The following is a 17,623-nucleotide window of genomic DNA, read 5'->3' as shown; positions in this document are numbered from 1 at the left end:
ACCATGGCGGTCTCGTTCGACTTCAAAGAGCTTTCCGAGCGCGAGCGTTACAAGCTGATGATCGGCACGATCATTCCGCGGCCGATCGCGCTGGTGACGACGGTCGATGAACACGGCCGGATCAACGCCGCCCCCTTCAGCTTCTTCAACTGCCTGTCGGCGGATCCGCCGATTCTCGCGATCGGGGTCGAGAACAATGCCGACATGTCGTTCAAGGACACCGGCCACAATATCCGCATGACGGAGGTCTTCACGGTCAACATCGTCTCCTTTGCGATCTCCGAGGCCATGCATGTCTGCGGCGCGAAATATCCGCGGGGCGTCGATGAACTGAAGCAGGCGGGGCTGACGGCGATACCGGGCGCGAAGGTGGCGTCGCCCTTTATCGCCGAGGCGCCGGCTGCCTTCGAATGCCGGCGGCATGTGACGCTGGAGCTCGGCCGCTCGCGGCAGATTATCCTGGGCGAGATCGTCTATGCGCATTACCGCGACGGTGTTGTCGATCCGGAACGGCTGCATGTCGATCCGGCCGCCGTCGATGCCATTGCGAGACTGGGCGGCGATACCTGCACCACCATCCGCGATCGTTTCGAAATGCTGACGCCGAAGCTCTGACATCAGGGTAGGTCCAAGTTTTGCTTTACTTTTTCTCTCCTGATGAGAATGGTCTGCGGCGGATCATTGCAGGAAAGGAGCGCCTATCATGACAATCGACAACGATCTCAGTCGGATCGCCGAGCAGGAAAAGGCGCTGAGCTTCGACGCCTTCGATCTCACCACTGCCTGGCAGCTCGGCAAGCTTCTGCAGGAACTCGCCAGCGAGCGCGGCCTCGGCATTGCGATCGACGTAACGCTGCATTCGATGCCGGTCTTTTACGCCGCACTCCCGGGTGTGACACCCGACAACGTCAATTGGGTTCGCCGCAAGCGCAATATGGTGCTGCGCTATTTCCGCAGCAGCTATGCCTCTGGCCTGAAGCTCAGCAAGGACGGCAAGACCGTCGAGGACAACGGGCTTGATGGCGCCGATTATGCGCCGCATGGCGGCAGTTTTCCGATCAATGTCAAAGGCACGGGCTGCATCGGCGCCGTCACCGTCTCCGGCCTGCCGCAGCGCGACGACCACAATCTTGTGGTCGAGGCCTTAGCGCTGATGCTGGCGAAGGATCTGGATACATTGCGGCTCGCACCGCTGTGACGCGGCCGCATCTGCCGGCACAATCCGAGCGCCGGACTGCCGGCGGCCGGCCGCGGAAACAGCCGTCATAGCCTGCCGCCGGCCTCGGCGATGCCCTTCGTCAGGCTGCCCGTTGCCGGGAAGAGCGGGATGAGGCAGGCCTGCAGGGCGTGGTAAATATCGCCCTTGCCGGGGAAGAGCGAATGCGAGGGAACGAGGTCCTCCGTCAGTTCCTCGTGCCAGCCGCCGTTCTTATGGTCGATGAAGGCGCGTTCGATCACGTTCCAGATCTTGCGGTAGCATTCCTCGTGGTAGTCGCTCGGCAGGTGCTCGTTGAGGAAATGCGCGGCAGCCGCCCCCTCGCAGGCCGGCCACCAGAGCTTGTTGCGCTTGGCGGGCTTGTCGTTCCAATCGAGCGTATAGAAGAAGCCGCCCTTGTCGCTGTCCCAGCCGAGCGCCATGGATTGCTCGAAGAGGGCTTTGGCCGCATCCGGCATCCAGGCGATGCGCTTGCCGCCGAGCGCCCAGAGCTGCAGGATGAGCCGCGCCCATTCCAGCCAGTGGCCGGGCGTCGTACCGGCCGGGCGGAACATTTCGTTTGGATGATAGTATTGCTTATCGAGGTTCCATTCGGCGTCGAAATGTTCGGCGACGCGCCAGTCGACCGAACCGGCCGCCCGGCGGATGACGAGATCGGCGATGCTTTCGGCCTTAGTGAGGTAATCCCTGTCGCCGGTGGCTTCGAAGGCGGCCATCAGCGCTTCGGTCAGGTGCATGTTGGAATTCTGGCCGCGATAGGCGCCGCCGTCGAGCGGCTGCCAGTCGGCGGTGAATTCCTCGGCGATCGCGCCGTGGCGCGGTTCCCAGAACTTCTTGTTCAGGATCTCGGTGATATCGGCCAGCATGCCGTCGGCCAGCGGATGACCGATCGTCTTGGCCGAGGAGGCGGCGAGCAGGACGAAAGCGTGGCCATAGCCCTGCTTGTTGGAATCGACCGGACCGTTATTGTCGAGTGACCAGAAATAGCCGCCGTTCTTGCGGTCGCGATGGTGGTACCAGAGATAGTCCATGCCGTGGTCGACGACGTCGGAGGCGCCGGGACGGCCGAGCAGGGCGCCGATCGAGAAGCAATGGACCGCGCGCGCCGCAATATGGATGCTGCGCACCTGGCCCTCGGCATCGAGTGGCCTGCCGGTGTCGTCGAGATCGTAGAAGCCACCCTTGGGATTGATCGAATCGTGCTGGAAGAAATCGAAGAGGTCATTTGCCTGCGCCAGCAGCCAGCTGCGGTGATAGGCGCGGCTTGTCCAGTTTCCAAGCGCGGCGTTGCCGGTTGCGGGTGCCATGATACTCCTCCGATTTCGTGCACAAGCCTAGCAAAGGCCTATATAGAGCTCGGGCGAGCCTGTCATCGGGCAAGCTTTGCAAAGCACGAAATCGACAGCCATATATTGACATAAAGATATCTTTATGTGATCTGGAAGTCTGGTCTTACGACGTCAAGGAGCCCTCCCGTGTTTGATACTCTCTTTGGTCCGGAAACGGGCAAGCGTGACGGCAGTGAAGTTTTCGCAGCGCTGCGCAAAGCCGCCAGCGAGCGCATCCTCGTCCTCGACGGCGCCATGGGCACGCAGATCCAGGGCCTCGGCTATGACGAAGACCAGTTTCGCGGCACCCGCTTCATCGGCTGCGCCTGCCACCAGAAAGGCAATAACGACCTTCTGATCCTGACCCAGCCGGATGCGATCGAAGAGATCCATTACAAATACGCCAAAGCCGGCGCCGATATTCTCGAGACCAACACCTTCTCCTCGACCCGCATCGCCCAGGCCGATTACCAGATGGAAGGCGCCGTCTACGACCTCAACAAGGAAGGTGCCGAAATCGTCCGCCGCGCGGCTCTGCGCGCCGAGCGCGAGGACGGCCGCCGCCGTTTCGTCGCCGGCGCCATCGGCCCGACCAACCGCACCGCCTCGATCTCGCCCGACGTCAACAATCCCGGCTTCCGCGCCGTCACCTTCGACGATCTCAGGGAAGCCTATGGCGAGCAGATCGACGGGCTGATCGACGGCGGTGCCGACATCATCCTCATCGAGACGATCTTCGACACGCTGAACGCCAAGGCGGCGATTTTCGCCTGCGAGGAGCGTTTCGAGGCCAAGGGCGTGCGCCTGCCGGTGATGATCTCCGGCACGATTACCGACCTTTCCGGCCGTACGCTCTCCGGCCAGACGCCGTCGGCCTTCTGGAATTCGGTGCGCCACGCCAATCCCTTCACGATCGGCCTCAACTGCGCGCTCGGGGCGAACGCGATGCGCCCGCACCTGCAGGAACTGTCGGGCGTCGCCGACACCTTCATCTGCGCCTATCCGAATGCCGGCCTGCCGAACGAATTCGGCCAGTATGACGAAACGCCGGAGCTGATGGCGGCCCAGATCGACAGTTTTGCCCGTGAAGGTCTGGTCAACATCGTCGGCGGCTGCTGCGGCTCGACGCCCGAACATATCAGGGCGATCGCCGAGACCGTCGCCAAGTACAAGCCGCGGCCAATCCCGGAACATCGCCCCTTCATGTCGTTGTCTGGCCTCGAACCTTTCGAGCTGACCAAGGACATTCCCTTCGTCAATGTCGGCGAGCGCACCAACGTCACCGGCTCGGCGAAGTTCCGCAAGCTGATCACCAATGCCGACTACACGGCAGCGCTCGATGTGGCGCGCGACCAGGTCGAGAACGGCGCGCAGGTGATCGACATCAACATGGACGAGGGCCTGATCGATTCCGAGAAGGCGATGGTCGAGTTCCTCAATCTGATCGCCGCCGAGCCCGACATCGCCCGCGTGCCTGTGATGATCGACTCGTCGAAATTCTCGATCATCGAATCCGGCCTGAAGCGGGTGCAGGGCAAGCCGATCGTCAACTCGATCTCGCTGAAGGAAGGCGAGGAGAATTTCCTCACCCAGGCGAGGCTCCTGCGCAATTACGGTGCGGCCGTCGTCGTCATGGCCTTCGACGAAACGGGACAGGCCGACAGCTATGAGCGCAAGGTGGAAATCTGCGAGCGTGCCTACACGCTGCTGACCGAAAAGATCGGGTTCCCGCCCGAGGATATTATCTTCGACCCCAATATTTTCGCGGTCGCGACCGGCATCGAAGAGCACAATAATTACGGTGTCGACTTCATCGAGGCGACGCGGACGATCCGTGAGCGCATGCCGCTCGTGCATATCTCCGGCGGCGTCTCCAACCTGTCCTTCTCGTTCCGCGGCAACGAGCCGGTGCGCGAGGCGATGCACGCGGTGTTCCTCTACCACGCCATCCAGGCGGGTATGGACATGGGCATCGTCAATGCCGGCCAGCTGGCCGTCTACGACAACATCGATCCCGAGCTGCGCGAAGCCTGCGAGGACGTGGTGCTGAACCGCCGTGCCGACAGCACCGAACGGCTGCTCGAAGTGGCCGAACGTTTCCGTGGCGCCGGGGCAAAGGAGGGCCGTGTCCAGGACCTCTCCTGGCGCGAATGGAGCGTCGAGAAGCGTCTCGAGCACGCGCTGGTCAACGGCATCACCGAATATATCGAGGCCGATACGGAAGAGGCGCGCCGGCGGGCCGCCCGGCCGTTGCACGTCATCGAAGGGCCGCTGATGGCCGGCATGAACGTCGTCGGTGATCTCTTCGGCTCGGGCAAGATGTTCCTGCCGCAGGTCGTTAAATCCGCCCGCGTCATGAAGCAGGCCGTTGCCGTCCTTCTCCCCTATATGGAGGAGGAGAAGCGCCTCAATGGCGGCGACGATCGGCAGTCGGCGGGCAAGATCCTGATGGCGACGGTCAAGGGCGACGTGCACGATATCGGCAAGAACATCGTCGGCGTCGTGCTCGCCTGCAACAATTACGAGATCGTCGACCTCGGCGTCATGGTGCCGGCGACGAAGATCCTTGAAACGGCGATCGCCGAAAAGGTCGACGTCATAGGTCTTTCCGGTCTGATCACGCCGTCGCTCGACGAGATGGTGCATGTTGCGTCCGAGATGGAACGGCAGGGCTTCGAGATTCCGCTGCTGATCGGCGGCGCCACGACCAGCCGCGTGCATACGGCTGTGAAGATCCATCCCGGCTACAACAAGGGCCAGGCGGTCTATGTCACCGATGCGAGCCGCGCCGTCGGCGTCGTCTCGGCGCTGCTCTCGCCGGAGACGCGGCAGGGCTATGTCGACGATATAAGAGCCGAATACGCCAAGGTGGCGGCCGCGCATGCCCGCAGTGAAGCGGAGAAGGTGCGTTTGCCACTGTCGCGGGCTCGCGAGAACGCGCATAAGATCGACTGGTCGGCCTACAAGCCGACCAAGCCTGAGTTCTTCGGCACACGGGTGTTCGAGGATTACGATCTGGCCGAACTCGCGAGATACATCGACTGGACGCCGTTCTTCCAGACCTGGGAATTGCGCGGTCGTTTCCCCGCCATTCTCGAAGACGAGAAGCAGGGCGAGGCGGCGCGTGCGCTCTGGGCCGATGCGCAGGCCATGCTGAAGAAGATCATCGATGAGAAGTGGTTCCGCCCGCGCGCCGTCATCGGCTTCTGGCCGGCAGGCGCCGTCGGCGACGACATCCGCCTGTTCACCGACGAAAGCCGCGGCCAGGAGCTTGCCACCTTCTACACGCTTCGCCAGCAGCTGTCGAAGCGGGACGGGCGGGCGAATGTGGCGCTTTCGGACTTCGTCGCGCCAGTCACAAGCGGCGTGCAGGACTATGTCGGCGGCTTCGTGGTAACGGCCGGTATCGAGGAAATCGCCATCGCCGAACGCTTCGAGCGGTCGAACGACGACTACTCCTCGATCCTCGTCAAGGCGCTGGCCGACCGCTTTGCGGAAGCCTTTGCTGAGCGCATGCATGAGCAGGTGCGGCGCGAATATTGGGGTTATGCAAGGGATGAGCACCTCAGCAACGAGGATCTCATCGGCGAAGCCTATGCCGGCATCCGTCCGGCGCCCGGTTATCCCGCCCAGCCCGACCACACGGAAAAGGCAACGCTCTTCAAGTTGCTCGATGCAGAAAAAGCCGCCGGCGTGAAGCTGACGGAGAGCTATGCGATGTGGCCCGGCTCATCTGTATCCGGCATCTATATCGGCCATCCCGATTCCTATTATTTCGGCGTCGCCAAGGTGGAGCGGGACCAGGTGGAGGACTATGCCAAGCGCAAGGGCATGGAGGTTTCCGAGGTCGAACGCTGGCTCGGGCCGGTGCTGAACTACGTGCCGCGCAAGGCAGACGAGGAGATTGAGGACGCGGCATAGAGACGCATTCGCCGTTCTTAACGTGATGAATCAAAAAAACAATGAAGCCGGAAAGTGAGTCACCTTCCGGCTTCATACTTTTGATAGTCTTGATAATTTCGAGTGGGGCTTCGTGAATTCGATAGCGGATTTGAACGCGGAATGGTATCCTTAGCCAAGTTAGCTAATGAGGACTGCGATGCAAGTGACCATTCATGCCGCAAAGACCAATCTGTCGAAATTGATCGATGCCGCCCTTTCCGGTGAGGAGGTGGTGATCGCCAAGGGGCGCAAGCCTGTCGTGAAGATCATTCCGATTGTGCAGTCTTCCTTCAAGATCGGTTTGCTCAAAGGGCAGGTTGCTGGAGATGGGCCGGACTTTTTTGAGCCAATTGACGAAAGTGAAGTCGCGGCCTGGGAAGGGATCGAGTGAATTCGCTTCTGCTCGACACCCATGCCTGGGCATGGTCGTTGACCGGCGACAAGCGGCTCTCGGCCAAGGCGATCGCTCTGATTGAAAAGGCTGAGACCATTCTTGTCAGTCCAATATCCCTGTTTGAAATCGGGCAGAAAGTGCGTGTCGGCAAATGGCCGGAGATGCAGCCTTTCGTCGGCCGGCTGCCGGACTTACTGCAGGAGCAGGGCGCCATTGCAGCAGCATTGACCCCGGATGTCTGTCTGGCAGCAGCCATGATGGACTGGGCGCACCGTGATCCGTTCGACAGGTTTCTCGCTGCGACTGCCATGGAGAATGGGATACCGATCATTTCCGCCGACACGATTTTCGATGAACTCGCCGGAAATCAGCTTTGGATTGCCCGCTTCTGGTAGGCCTTATGTCACCCCGATCGTCAGCTCGGCCACGAAGTCATAAGCGTCGCCGCGATAGAGCGAGCGGGTGAATTCGACGGCGCGGCCGGAGCCGAGATAGGAGATGCGTTCGATTGACAGGCCGGCCGCACCCACGGAGACGCCGAGAAGCTGGGCATCGGCTTCCTTCATATTGGTCGCCGAAATGCGCTGGACGGCGCGGACCGGACGGACGTTGAGGCGTTCGAGTTCGGCGTAGAGCGAATTGGTCACGGCGGAGGGATCGGGGAGGAATTCGCCGGAGACGCTGGCGTTCTCGATCGCCAGCGGCTGGTCGTCGGCGATGCGCAGGCGCGAGAGGCGCGAAACCTTCAAGCCTGCGGCGAGGCCAAGGATCATCATCTCGTCGGGTGAGGGGGTGTGGATGCCCTTATGCAGCCATTCCGAGCGGGAGGACATGCCGCGGCGTGCCATGTCTTCGGTGAAAGAGGTGAGCTGCGACAGGCGCTGCTCCACCTTGGAGACCGGCTTGGCGACAAAGGTGCCCGAGCCGTGGCGGCGCACCAGCAGGCCGTCGGCGACGAGCTCGTCGATCGCCTTGCGCACGGTGACCCGGCTGACGGCGGCAAGTTCGGCGATGTCGCGCTCCGGCGGCAGCGCGTCGCCGTGACCAAGCGTGCCGGCGCGCACGGCCTCTTCGAGCGTGCGGCGCAGCTTGACGTAGAGCGGGCCGGTGCCGGCCGCCTGCAGGCGTTCCAGGGAGAGGATTGTTGCGAGATCGTCGGTCATGCCGCACCTCTCTGTCGCTCGTTCAGGAGCTTGACCGCAAGTTCCACCGCGCCGTGAAGGGCATCGTTTTTCGGTTTGGCAAGCAGCTGTCTGTAGCGTTGGGGAAGCCAGGGCTCATAGGCTTCCGCAAGACCGCCAAGCAGGCAGATTGACGGGCATCCGGGCCAGAGCAGCGCTTCAAGGCTTTCGCCGATCGCCGTTGCCGCGTCCGTGACGATGCCGACCGCGACCGCATCGCCGCTCGTTGCATGTTCGAAGACGACAGGTGCATAACGGGCAAAATCCGTCGGTCTTGCAGAATGCGCAAATTCGACGATGCGCTCGGGATCATCGCCATATTCCGCCAGGATCGCCTCAGTCATCGGCGATGCCGGGCGCACGCCGTCATGGGCGAGCAGCGATCGTTCCATCAGGTCGCGGCCCAGGCGAGCGCCGCTTGCCTGGTCGCCAACGACGAAGCCCCAGCCGCCGATGCCGTTCAGCCGACCATCTTTCCGGGCGTTATAGACCGAGCCGGTGCCGAAGGCGCCGACGATGCCGTCGGCATCGCCGAGCGCGCCCTGCAGGGCGATCAGCGCGTCGGTAACAACGCGGCCTTCGGCAAAGGGCAGGGCCTTTTCGATTCGCTGGCCATAATCCGTGACATTAGCGCCGGCGACGCCGACGACTGCTGCGACGGAGGAAATGGTTTCCGCGGCGAGCTCGGCATCGTGCAAAGCCAGCCGGGCGGATTCGACAATATTGAGGAGAGAGTTTTCCAGATCGGACAGAATATTAGCCGGGCCTGATTTGCCGCGGCCAATGATAGTGCCGTTTCTGTCCGCGACCGCGGCCCGGCAGCTCGTCCCGCCGCCATCTATGCCGATTGCAAGCTCTGTCATCGGACCTCCGAATACGCCGTCTCACCTGTTTTCCATACAATACCAAAAAAATACCATTTACCAAGTGGGAACGGCGGAGAAATTGTACCTTTTTATCTGATTGATTTTCCTTGATAAAAATTTTTAATGAAGCCTTGGAAGCCGAAAAGTTAAAATTCGTCTGGACAATTGGTATTTTTTTGGACTTAATTCGGTAAAAGGGAACAGCGTTTCGAAGCCCCACGAAAACCGGCAGCAAAACCAAGCCGGAACCGCTTCGAGGATGAGTGCCAGAATGCCGGCGGCCCTGTCGGGCCGAAGATGGAATTCAGGCATCCATCGGCTTTCCCATTATTTTCGGCGCGTCCGGTGCGGGTCACCGAAAAGCGCGCAGTCCGACCGCAGGCGAGCGCTTTCGGTCCATCGAGCTTTCGGGGCCGGCTTCGCTGGCGGCCCTCCAAGGGGCATTGGGTGTTTCCTCAGACACGCCAATTGCTTGTTTCAGATCGAAAACGGCGCCTTCGGCGCTAAAAACAGGAGAGGGAAATGAAAAACACTGCTCTGAAAAGCTTGCTGCTTGCCTCCAGCCTGCTGACGTCGGCCGGTCTCGTGCATGCCGCCGACGTTACGCTGACGGTCGAAAGCTGGCGCAATGACGACCTGCAGATCTGGCAGGAGAAGATCATTCCGGCCTTCGAAGCGAAGAACCCGGGCATCAAAGTCGTCTTCTCGCCGACTGCGCCGACCGAATACGACGCTGCCACCGAAGCCAAGCTCGCCGCGGGCAGCGCAGGCGACATCATCACCTGCCGTCCCTTCGATAAATCGCGCGGCCTCTTCGAGAAGGGCAATCTTGCCAGCTTGAATGATCTGCCCGGCATGGAGAACTTCTCGCCGGTCGCCAAGGCCGCCTGGACGACCGACGACGGAAAGACGACCTTCTGCGTGCCGATGGCTTCGGTTATTCACGGCTTCATCTACAACAAGGATGCCTTCGACAAGCTCGGCATCTCCGTGCCGAAGACGCAGGACGAATTCTACGCAGCGCTCGACAAGATCAAGGCGGACGGCACCTATATTCCGCTCGCCATGGGCACCAAGGATCTCTGGGAAGCCGCGACCATGGGCTACCAGAATATCGGTCCGAACTACTGGAAGGGCGAAGACGGCCGCAAGGCTCTGATCGAAGGCAAGCAGAAGCTGACGGATGCCGAGTGGGTCAAGCCCTATGAAGAGCTTGCCAAGTGGAAGCCCTATCTCGGCGACGGTTTCGAAGCCCAGACCTATTCAGACAGCCAGAACCTCTTCACGCTTGGCCGTGCCGCGATCTATCCGGCGGGTTCGTGGGAAATCTCGTTGTTCAACAGCCAGGCCCAGTTCAAGATGGGCGCCTTCCCGCCGCCAGTTCCGAAGGCAGGCGACGCGGGCTACATCTCCGACCATCCGGATATTGGCGTCGGTCTGAACACCAAGAGCCCACATGCCGAGGAGGCCAAGAAGTTCCTGAGCTGGGTCGCTTCGCCTGAATTCGCCGATATCTACGCCAATGCGCTGCCGGGGTTCTTCAGCCTGAACTCCAAGCCGGTCAAGATGTCCGATCCGCTCGCTCAGGAATTCGTCTCCTGGCGCGGCCCGTATAAGTCGACCATGCGCTCGACTTATCAGATCCTGTCGCGCGGCACGCCGAATCTCGAAAACGAGACCTGGATCGAATCAGCCAACGTGGTCAACGGCACGGATACGCCGCAGGTCGCTGCAGAGAAGCTCCAGAAGGGTCTCGACAGCTGGTACAAGCCGGCCAAGTGATGTGGCGAGGGGCGGCGTTTGCGGCCTCTCATCCGGCCTGCCGGCCACCTTCTCCCCGCTCGCGGGGAGAAGGAGACTCGCAGCGACCTCCCAGCCCGATTTCATCACGGGCGTGTTCCCTCTCCAGGTGGGTGGAGGGTTAGGGTGGGAGCATGTTTTCCATCTGCGCTGCGCCTTGCGGCCAGTGACCAGAACGGGCAATTGCCATGAGCCAAACCGACAACGCGGCCGATTTCGTCCTGATCAAGCGCCCGGTGCGCTGGCATATCTTCGTTTTCATGCTGCCTGCGGTGATCGTCTATTCCGCGGTTATGGTGCTGCCGCTCATCGAAACGCTCAGGCTTTCGCTGTACAATACGGTTGACGGGCAGCCGGCCTTCGTCGGCCTGGCTAACTACAAAGTGCTGTTTGGCGATCCTCGCTGGGCGCATGATTTCTGGAATGCGCTGGTCAACAACCTGCTCTTCTTCGCCATCCACATGTGCGTGCAGAACCCGATCGGCATTGCGCTCGCTGCCCTACTTTCGGTGCCGAAGCTGCGCGGGGTGGCCTTCTACCGCACGGCGATATTCCTGCCGACGCTGCTTTCCTTCGTCATCGTCGGCTTCATCTGGAAGCTGATCCTGTCGCCGATCTGGGGCGTGGCGCCCTGGATGCTCGATCTTATCGGCTTGAAATTCCTGTTCGCCCCTTGGCTCGGCAAGCCCGGCTCGGCGCTGATCGCCGTGTCGCTGATCTCCAACTGGCAATATATCGGCATTCCGATGATGCTGATCTATGCCGCGCTTCTGAGCATCCCCGAAGAGGTGATCGAGGCGGCCGAATGTGACGGCATCACCGGCTGGGCGCAGTTCTGGAAGATCAAGCTGCCGCTCATCCTGCCGGCGATCGGCATCATCTCGATCCTGACTTTCGTCGGCAATTTCAACGCCTTCGACCTGATCTACACGGTGCAGGGGGCGCTTGCCGGGCCTGACATGTCGACGGATATTCTCGGTACGCTGCTATACCGGACTTTCTTCGGGTTCCAGCTTCAGCTCGGCGACCGCTCGATGGGCGCGACGATCGCCACGGTGATGTTCCTCATCATCCTCGCCGGTGTCTCGTTCTATCTCTTCGTCATCCAGCGGCGCATGCGTCGCTACCAGTTCTGAGGAGCGCGCATGTCCAAGGCACGCACATCTCCGATCCGCACCGGCCTCCTGCATCTGGCGCTCTCCGCCTACACGCTGGTCGCGCTGTTTCCGGTGTTCCTGACCATCGTCAACTCGTTCAAGGATCGCGCTTCGATCTTCCGCGCGCCTTTGATGATCCCGACGCCGTCGACCTTCAGCCTCGTCGGCTATCAGACGGTGCTGGGGCAGGGCGATTTCGCCACCTATTTCCAGAACAGCTTCATCGTGACGATCGTCTCGATCCTGCTCGTGCTGCTGTTCGGCGCCATGGCGGCCTTCGCATTGTCGGAATATCGCTTCCGCGGCAATATGCTGCTCGGGCTCTATATGGCGATCGGCATCATGATCCCGATCCGTCTCGGCACAGTGGCGATCCTGCAGGGCATGGTGGCAGCCGGTCTCGTCAATACGCTGACGGCGCTGATCCTCGTCTATACCGCGCAGGGCATACCGCTGGCGATCTTCATCCTGTCGGAATTCATGCGCACGGTTTCTGACGATCTCAAGAATGCCGGGCGCATCGACGGGCTTTCCGAATACGCGATCTTCTTCCGGCTGGTACTGCCGCTGGTGCGGCCGGCCATGGCGACCGTCGCCGTCTTCACCATGATCCCGATCTGGAACGATCTCTGGTTCCCGCTGATCCTGGCGCCCGCCGAAAGCACCAAGACGGTGACGCTCGGCTCGCAGATCTTCATCGGCCAGTTCGTCACCAACTGGAATGCGGTGCTGGCGGCGCTGTCGCTGGCTATCCTGCCAATCCTCGTCCTCTACGTCATCTTCTCGCGGCAGCTGATCCGCGGCATTACGTCAGGGGCTGTCAAATGAGCCAGGAGAATCCGATCCGCGTCCTCGTTGCCGGTCTCGGCAATATGGGCCGCAGCCATGCGCTTGCCTATCACAACAATCCCGGCTTTGAGATCGTCGGTCTCGTCAATCGCTCGACGCCGGCGCTGGAGCCCGCGCTGCAGGCCTATACGGTTCATCCCGATTTCATGACGGCGCTTGCCGAGCTGAAGCCGGACCTCTGCTCGATCAACACCTATTCCGACAGCCATGCCGATTATGCCGTCGCTGCCTTCGCGGCCGGCTGCCATGTCTTCGTGGAAAAGCCGCTGGCGACGACCGTCGCCGACGCCGAGCGGGTTGTTGCTGCGGCAAGGAAGGCGGGGCGCAAGCTGGTGATCGGTTATATCCTGCGCCATCACCCGTCCTGGACGAGACTGATCGAGGAGGCGCGCAAACTCGGCCCGCCTTACGTCTTCCGCATGAACCTCAACCAGCAGTCCAGCGGCCCGACCTGGGCGACGCACAAGTCGCTGATGCAGACGACCTCGCCGATCGTCGATTGCGGCGTGCATTATATCGACGTCATGTGCCAGATCACCGATGCCAGGGCAGTCGAGGTGCGCGGCATGGGGCTGCGGCTCTCCGATGAGATCGTCGCCGGCATGTATAATTATGGCCACCTGCAGGTGCTCTTCGAAGACGGTTCGGTCGGCTGGTACGAGGCCGGCTGGGGGCCGATGATTTCGGAGACTGCCTTTTTCGTGAAGGACGTGATGTCGCCGAAGGGGGCGGTGTCGATCGTCATGGATCCGAACGCCAAGTCCGACGATATCGACACGCACACCAAAACCTCGGTGATCCGTCTGCACACGGCCGAGACCGGCCCGGACGGCAAGTTCATCCAGCCCGACCAGGATATGAGGATGACGGGCGAGCCCGGTCATCAGGCACTCTGCGACCTGGAACAGGCCTTCATGCTGAGGGCGATCCGCGAGGATCTGAACCTCGATCGCCACATGGCGGATGCGGTGGCGTCACTACGCATCTGCCTTGCCGCCGACGAGAGCGTGCGCACCGGCCAGCCGGTCAGATTGTAAGGGAAAGATAGTGGGATCGCTTCAACTCAAATCCATCCGCAAGACCTATGGCACGCATGAGGTGCTGAAAGGCATCGACCTCGAGGTCAAGGACGGCGAATTTGTCATCTTCGTCGGGCCGTCCGGCTGCGGAAAATCGACGCTCTTGCGCAGCATCGCCGGCCTCGAGGACGTCACCTCGGGCGCCGTCGTCATCAACGGCCGCGACGAGACGCTGACGCCGCCGGCCAAGCGCGGCATCGCCATGGTGTTCCAGTCCTATGCGCTCTATCCGCACCTGACGGTCAAGGACAATATGGGACTTGGGCTCAAGCAGGCAGGCACCGCCAAGGACGAGATCGACAAGCGCGTCGGCAAGGCATCCGGCATGCTGTCGCTCGCGCCTTATCTCGCACGCCGACCGGCCGAGCTTTCCGGCGGGCAACGCCAGCGCGTCGCGATCGGCCGCGCCATCGTTCGCGAACCGGAACTCTTCCTGTTCGACGAGCCGCTGTCGAACCTCGATGCGGCGCTGCGCGTCCAGACCCGGCTCGAAATCGCCCGGCTGCACCGCGGTCTGAAGGCGACGATGATCTACGTTACGCACGACCAGGTCGAGGCGATGACGCTTGCCGATAAGATCGTCGTGCTGAATGCCGGCGCGATCGAGCAGATCGGCTCGCCGATGGAGCTTTACAACCGCCCGGCAAACGTCTTCGTCGCCGGCTTTATCGGCTCGCCGCAGATGAATTTCATCCCCGGCGAAAAGGTGGGCGATCACAGCGCCAAGACGATCGGCGTGCGCCCCGAACATATGACGCTGTCGCGCGAGCAGGGGACGTGGGGTGCGAAGGTCGTGCATGTCGAGCATCTCGGCGCGGACACGATCATCTATCTGGAATCCGAGCAGTGCGGCCTGCTGACGGCGCGTCTCTTCGGCGAGCACCAGTATGAGCCCGATGAGATCGTTTACGCGACGCCAGACCAGGCGCGCGTGCATCGCTTCGATGCGGACGACAGGGCGATCCGCTGAACGATCCCATTCATCAGGACGATGCAAAAAGGCGCCGCGAAACGGCGCCTTTTTGCATCCGCGACACGCGAATATCAATCGCGGATGATGAGCAGATCAGCTGCCATGAAACGGAGCGTCACGGTTTCGCCGGCCTGCGGCGGGGTGACGCCGGGGCTGTTGAACATGTCGAAGGAGATGACGTTGCCGCCGACATTCATGCGGGTGCGGATGACCGAACCGAGGAAGTGAGCCGAGACGACCTGGCCGGTCAGTGCCGTATCGCTTCTGGCGGTGTCGGAGAGCGAGCCTGCTTCCGGGCGCAGCGCCAGCGAGATGGTCTCGCCGGTCTTGTGGGCTGCGACCGACTGCTTCAGCGTGATCTTCTGATCGCCGATCTGGATGAGGTTGGTGTCGGGATTGACGACCTTGGCCTCGATCAGATTCAGCGTGCCGACAAAGGAGGCGACGAAGCGCGTGGCCGGCTTGTTGTAGATCTCGAAGGGCGAGCCGATCTGATCGGCCTTGCCGGCGTTCATCACGACGATGCGGTCGGAGATCGACAGCGCCTCTTCCTGGTCGTGGGTGACGAAGACGGTGGTGATGCCGAGCTGCTGCTGGATCTGGCGGATTTCCTCGCGCAGCGACACGCGGATCTTGGCGTCGAGGGCGGAGAGCGGCTCGTCGAGCAGCAGCACTTGTGGCTTGACGGCGAGCGCACGGGCAAGTGCGACGCGCTGCTGCTGGCCGCCGGACAGCTGGTAGGGGTAGCGATCGGCCAGGTGATCGAGCTTGATCAGGCCGAGCATTTCCTTGACGCGGGCGTCGATCTCGGGCTTCGGCGCGCCGGCGACCTTGAGGCCGAAGGCGACGTTATCGTGCACGGACATGTTGGGGAAGAGAGCGTAGGCCTGGAAGACCATGCCAATGTTGCGCTGGTTTGGCTTGAGCGCGCTCTGGTCCTTGCCGTTGATGGTCAGCATGCCGCCGGTCGGGGTTTCGAAGCCGGCGATCATGCGCAGGACGGTGGTCTTGCCGCAGCCCGATGGCCCGAGGAAGGAGACGAATTCGCCCTTCTCGATGTTCATGTTGAAATTCTTGACGACCTGAACCTGGCCGAAGGACTTTTGAATGTTGGTCAGTGTGAGAAAAGACATGGCCGATTACCTTAAGCCTTTGCCGGGCGGGCTTTGCCGAAGCGGGAAACGAGATTGAGCAGGCCCATGCTGAGCCAGGTGATCGAGAAGGCGATAACGGCGAGCGCCGAAGGCTCATAGGCCTTGTTGGCGCCGACGAGCTGCAGGTACGGGCCGAAGGCCGGACGGTTGAGCAATGCGGCGAAGGTGAACTCGCCCATGACAATCGCAAGCGTGATGAAGGCGCCGGAGAGCACGCCGCTCATCACGTTCGGGAAGATGCAGCGGAACATGATGGTCGTCCAGCGGGCGCCGAGGCTTTCGGCCGCCTCCGTCAGAGTGCGGACGTCGATGGCGCGCATCGCGGTGTCGACGGCGCGGTACATATAGGGCAGCGACAGCGTGATATAGGAGAAGACCAGCAGGACGTTGGTGCCGGTCGTCGAACCCGTCAACGGCAAGTAGGACGACGAATTGTACATCCTGAGATAACCGAAGACGATGACGATCGCCGGGATGACGAGCGGCAGCAGCGTGATGAACTCGACGAAGGGACGCATCTGCGGCAGGCGCAGGCGCACCCAATAGGCCGTCGGCACGACGAGCAGCATGCCGAAAATGATGGTGAGCAATGCCATCAGCATGGAATAGCCGAAGGTCTCGCGGAATTGTGCATCGGAAAAGACCGACTGGTAAGCGTCGAAGCTATATTCGCCGCGGCGCATGCGCAGCGAAAACTCGATCGTGCCGATCAGTGGAATGACGAAATAGGATGCGCCCAGAATAATGGCGATCCAGGCGCCGAGGCGTTGAGCTTTCATTTCTGCCACCGTTCGGCGCGCATGCGCAGCATGAGGTAAAGGACGTTGGAGACGCCTGTTATGACGATCATGCCGAGCGCGATGGCGTAACCGAGATTGGCATTGTGCAGCACGTCGCCGCGAATCTGGGCATAGAGCAGGATCGGTACGATGTTCAGCGAGCTGCCGGTCAGTGCAAAGGCGGTGGCGATGGCGCCGAAGGCGTTGGCGAAGAGCAGCAGCGTCGTGCCGAGCAGGCTCGGCCACAGGATCGGCAGGGCAACCATCGTCCAGTATTGGCGGTTGGTGGCGCCCAGGATCTCAGAGGCCTCGCGCCATTCCTTCTTCATGCCGTCCAGCGCCGGAGTGAGGATCAGCACCATCAGCGGGATCTGGAAATACATATAGGTGATGGTGAGGCCGAAGAAGGACAGCAGATTAAAGCCGGTGCTGTAAAGGTTGAAGTCGAACCATTCGCGCAGGAAAACCGTCACGAGGCCGGTGCGGCCGAGCGTTGCGAGGAAGGCGAAGGCGAGGGGCACGCCGGCAAAATTCGAGGCGACGCCGGAGAAGGTCAGAAGCGTCGAGCGCACCGAATTCGGCAGGCCGCCGAGCACCACGGCCCAGGCGAGGAAAAAGCCGATCAGCGCGCCGCCGAGAGCCGACGCTACGGAGACGCGAATACTGATCCAGTAAGCGCTCATGATCGACGGGGTAAAGAGATCGCCGATATTCTTCAGCGTGAAGTTACCCTCGGGCGTCAGAAACGCGCCCGCCACCAGATAAAGCGTGGGGATGATCAGGAACAGCAGCGAAAAGATAATGAAAGGTGCAATGCCCAGCCAGTCGATCACGCGGTCTCTGTTGATCAAGGGGGCGCTGCTCACCATAGGCGTTGAAACCGTGCTCATGAAAAGCTCATCCTG

Annotated in this window: 16 protein-coding genes; 10 read left to right on the top strand and 6 right to left on the bottom strand. The window is 61.5% G+C overall.

The features are described 5' to 3' along the window. The first annotated feature begins 3 nt into the window (after window positions 1-3). A complete protein-coding gene (locus tag AMK02_RS14785; protein ID WP_064803908.1) occupies window positions 4-615 on the top strand; it encodes a flavin reductase family protein in 612 nt (203 codons plus the stop codon). A gap of 88 nt (window positions 616-703) precedes the next feature. Beyond that, entirely contained in the window at window positions 704-1,198 is a 495-nt protein-coding gene (locus AMK02_RS14780) for a heme-degrading domain-containing protein (RefSeq protein ID WP_064803906.1), read from the top strand. 65 nt (window positions 1,199-1,263) lie between these two features. Here the strand turns inward: AMK02_RS14780 and AMK02_RS14775 are convergent, their stop codons facing one another. Then, window positions 1,264-2,523: an AGE family epimerase/isomerase gene (locus AMK02_RS14775; RefSeq protein ID WP_064803904.1), complete on the bottom strand. Its 1,260-nt coding sequence runs from the start codon at window positions 2,521-2,523 to the stop codon at window positions 1,264-1,266. A gap of 168 nt (window positions 2,524-2,691) precedes the next feature. Here AMK02_RS14775 and metH point away from each other — a divergent pair, with 168 nt between their 5' ends. The 3 genes from metH (at window position 2,692) to AMK02_RS14760 (ending at window position 7,275) form a co-directional block, all read left to right on the top strand. Continuing rightward, entirely contained in the window at window positions 2,692-6,465 is a 3,774-nt protein-coding gene (gene metH, locus AMK02_RS14770; RefSeq protein WP_064803902.1) for a methionine synthase, read from the top strand. Window positions 6,466-6,643: 178 nt separating this feature from the next. Then, the gene (locus AMK02_RS14765) at window positions 6,644-6,877 is read left to right on the top strand and encodes a type II toxin-antitoxin system Phd/YefM family antitoxin (protein ID WP_064803900.1); all 234 of its coding nucleotides are present in this window, start codon (window positions 6,644-6,646) and stop codon (window positions 6,875-6,877) included. Next, window positions 6,874-7,275, top strand: coding sequence for a type II toxin-antitoxin system VapC family toxin (locus tag AMK02_RS14760; RefSeq protein WP_064803898.1), 402 nt, complete (start codon window positions 6,874-6,876; stop codon window positions 7,273-7,275). Before AMK02_RS14765 ends, AMK02_RS14760 begins: the two co-directional genes overlap by 4 nt. 3 nt (window positions 7,276-7,278) lie before the next feature. On the opposite strand, the gene AMK02_RS14755 is transcribed toward AMK02_RS14760, so the two are convergent. Further along, complete coding sequence (locus AMK02_RS14755) at window positions 7,279-8,043, bottom strand: GntR family transcriptional regulator (RefSeq protein ID WP_064803896.1); 765 nt, start codon at window positions 8,041-8,043, stop codon at window positions 7,279-7,281. Continuing rightward, the gene (locus AMK02_RS14750; RefSeq protein WP_064803895.1) at window positions 8,040-8,924 is read right to left on the bottom strand and encodes an N-acetylglucosamine kinase; all 885 of its coding nucleotides are present in this window, start codon (window positions 8,922-8,924) and stop codon (window positions 8,040-8,042) included. The genes AMK02_RS14755 and AMK02_RS14750 overlap by 4 nt, the downstream gene beginning before the upstream one ends. Before the next feature lie 525 nt (window positions 8,925-9,449). Between AMK02_RS14750 and AMK02_RS14745 the strand changes: the two genes are divergently transcribed. From AMK02_RS14745 to AMK02_RS14725, 5 genes are all read left to right on the top strand, one after another. Further along, window positions 9,450-10,709 carry an ABC transporter substrate-binding protein gene (locus AMK02_RS14745; protein WP_064803893.1) on the top strand — a complete coding sequence of 420 codons (1,260 nt, stop codon included), beginning with the start codon at window positions 9,450-9,452 and terminating at the stop codon, window positions 10,707-10,709. Window positions 10,710-10,915: 206 nt separating this feature from the next. Further along, a complete protein-coding gene (locus AMK02_RS14740; protein WP_064803891.1) occupies window positions 10,916-11,863 on the top strand; it encodes a carbohydrate ABC transporter permease in 948 nt (315 codons plus the stop codon). A 9-nt stretch (window positions 11,864-11,872) separates the two neighbouring features. Next, window positions 11,873-12,712: a carbohydrate ABC transporter permease gene (locus AMK02_RS14735; RefSeq protein ID WP_064803889.1), complete on the top strand. Its 840-nt coding sequence runs from the start codon at window positions 11,873-11,875 to the stop codon at window positions 12,710-12,712. Next, window positions 12,709-13,770 (top strand): Gfo/Idh/MocA family protein, encoded by a 1,062-nt coding sequence (locus AMK02_RS14730; protein ID WP_064803887.1) that lies wholly within the window; start codon window positions 12,709-12,711, stop codon window positions 13,768-13,770. The genes AMK02_RS14735 and AMK02_RS14730 overlap by 4 nt, the downstream gene beginning before the upstream one ends. 10 nt (window positions 13,771-13,780) lie before the next feature. Beyond that, complete coding sequence (locus AMK02_RS14725) at window positions 13,781-14,782, top strand: ABC transporter ATP-binding protein (RefSeq protein WP_064803885.1); 1,002 nt, start codon at window positions 13,781-13,783, stop codon at window positions 14,780-14,782. A 74-nt stretch (window positions 14,783-14,856) separates the two neighbouring features. Here AMK02_RS14725 and AMK02_RS14720 read toward each other — a convergent pair whose 3' ends face one another. From AMK02_RS14720 to AMK02_RS14710, 3 genes are read right to left on the bottom strand one after another with little or no spacing between them, the layout of a single operon-like run. Then, complete coding sequence (locus tag AMK02_RS14720) at window positions 14,857-15,918, bottom strand: ABC transporter ATP-binding protein (RefSeq protein WP_064803883.1); 1,062 nt, start codon at window positions 15,916-15,918, stop codon at window positions 14,857-14,859. 11 nt (window positions 15,919-15,929) lie between these two features. Continuing rightward, a complete protein-coding gene (locus tag AMK02_RS14715; protein WP_064803881.1) occupies window positions 15,930-16,718 on the bottom strand; it encodes an ABC transporter permease in 789 nt (262 codons plus the stop codon). After that, window positions 16,715-17,608: an ABC transporter permease gene (locus tag AMK02_RS14710; protein ID WP_004668498.1), complete on the bottom strand. Its 894-nt coding sequence runs from the start codon at window positions 17,606-17,608 to the stop codon at window positions 16,715-16,717. The genes AMK02_RS14715 and AMK02_RS14710 overlap by 4 nt, the downstream gene beginning before the upstream one ends. Window positions 17,609-17,623 lie beyond the last annotated feature (15 nt).

This window comes from Rhizobium sp. N731, from assembly GCF_001664145.1.
Classification (GTDB): Bacteria; Pseudomonadota; Alphaproteobacteria; order Rhizobiales; family Rhizobiaceae; genus Rhizobium; species Rhizobium esperanzae.
This window is presented reverse-complemented; position numbering and strand designations above follow the sequence as displayed.

Excerpts from the sequence above, each read along its gene's own strand:
- AMK02_RS14785 (WP_064803908.1), top strand. The coding sequence starts at position 4 with ATGGCGGTCTCGTTCGACTTCAAAGAGCTTTCCGAGCGCGAGCGTTAC.
- AMK02_RS14780 (WP_064803906.1), top strand. The coding sequence starts at position 704 with ATGACAATCGACAACGATCTCAGTCGGATCGCCGAGCAGGAAAAGGCG.
- AMK02_RS14775 (WP_064803904.1), bottom strand. The coding sequence starts at position 2,523 with ATGGCACCCGCAACCGGCAACGCCGCGCTTGGAAACTGGACAAGCCGC.
- AMK02_RS14765 (WP_064803900.1), top strand. The coding sequence starts at position 6,644 with ATGCAAGTGACCATTCATGCCGCAAAGACCAATCTGTCGAAATTGATC.
- AMK02_RS14755 (WP_064803896.1), bottom strand. The coding sequence starts at position 8,043 with ATGACCGACGATCTCGCAACAATCCTCTCCCTGGAACGCCTGCAGGCG.
- AMK02_RS14750 (WP_064803895.1), bottom strand. The coding sequence starts at position 8,924 with ATGACAGAGCTTGCAATCGGCATAGATGGCGGCGGGACGAGCTGCCGG.
- AMK02_RS14745 (WP_064803893.1), top strand. The coding sequence starts at position 9,450 with ATGAAAAACACTGCTCTGAAAAGCTTGCTGCTTGCCTCCAGCCTGCTG.
- AMK02_RS14740 (WP_064803891.1), top strand. The coding sequence starts at position 10,916 with ATGAGCCAAACCGACAACGCGGCCGATTTCGTCCTGATCAAGCGCCCG.
- AMK02_RS14735 (WP_064803889.1), top strand. The coding sequence starts at position 11,873 with ATGTCCAAGGCACGCACATCTCCGATCCGCACCGGCCTCCTGCATCTG.
- AMK02_RS14730 (WP_064803887.1), top strand. The coding sequence starts at position 12,709 with ATGAGCCAGGAGAATCCGATCCGCGTCCTCGTTGCCGGTCTCGGCAAT.
- AMK02_RS14720 (WP_064803883.1), bottom strand. The coding sequence starts at position 15,918 with ATGTCTTTTCTCACACTGACCAACATTCAAAAGTCCTTCGGCCAGGTT.
- AMK02_RS14715 (WP_064803881.1), bottom strand. The coding sequence starts at position 16,718 with ATGAAAGCTCAACGCCTCGGCGCCTGGATCGCCATTATTCTGGGCGCA.
- AMK02_RS14710 (WP_004668498.1), bottom strand. The coding sequence starts at position 17,608 with ATGAGCACGGTTTCAACGCCTATGGTGAGCAGCGCCCCCTTGATCAAC.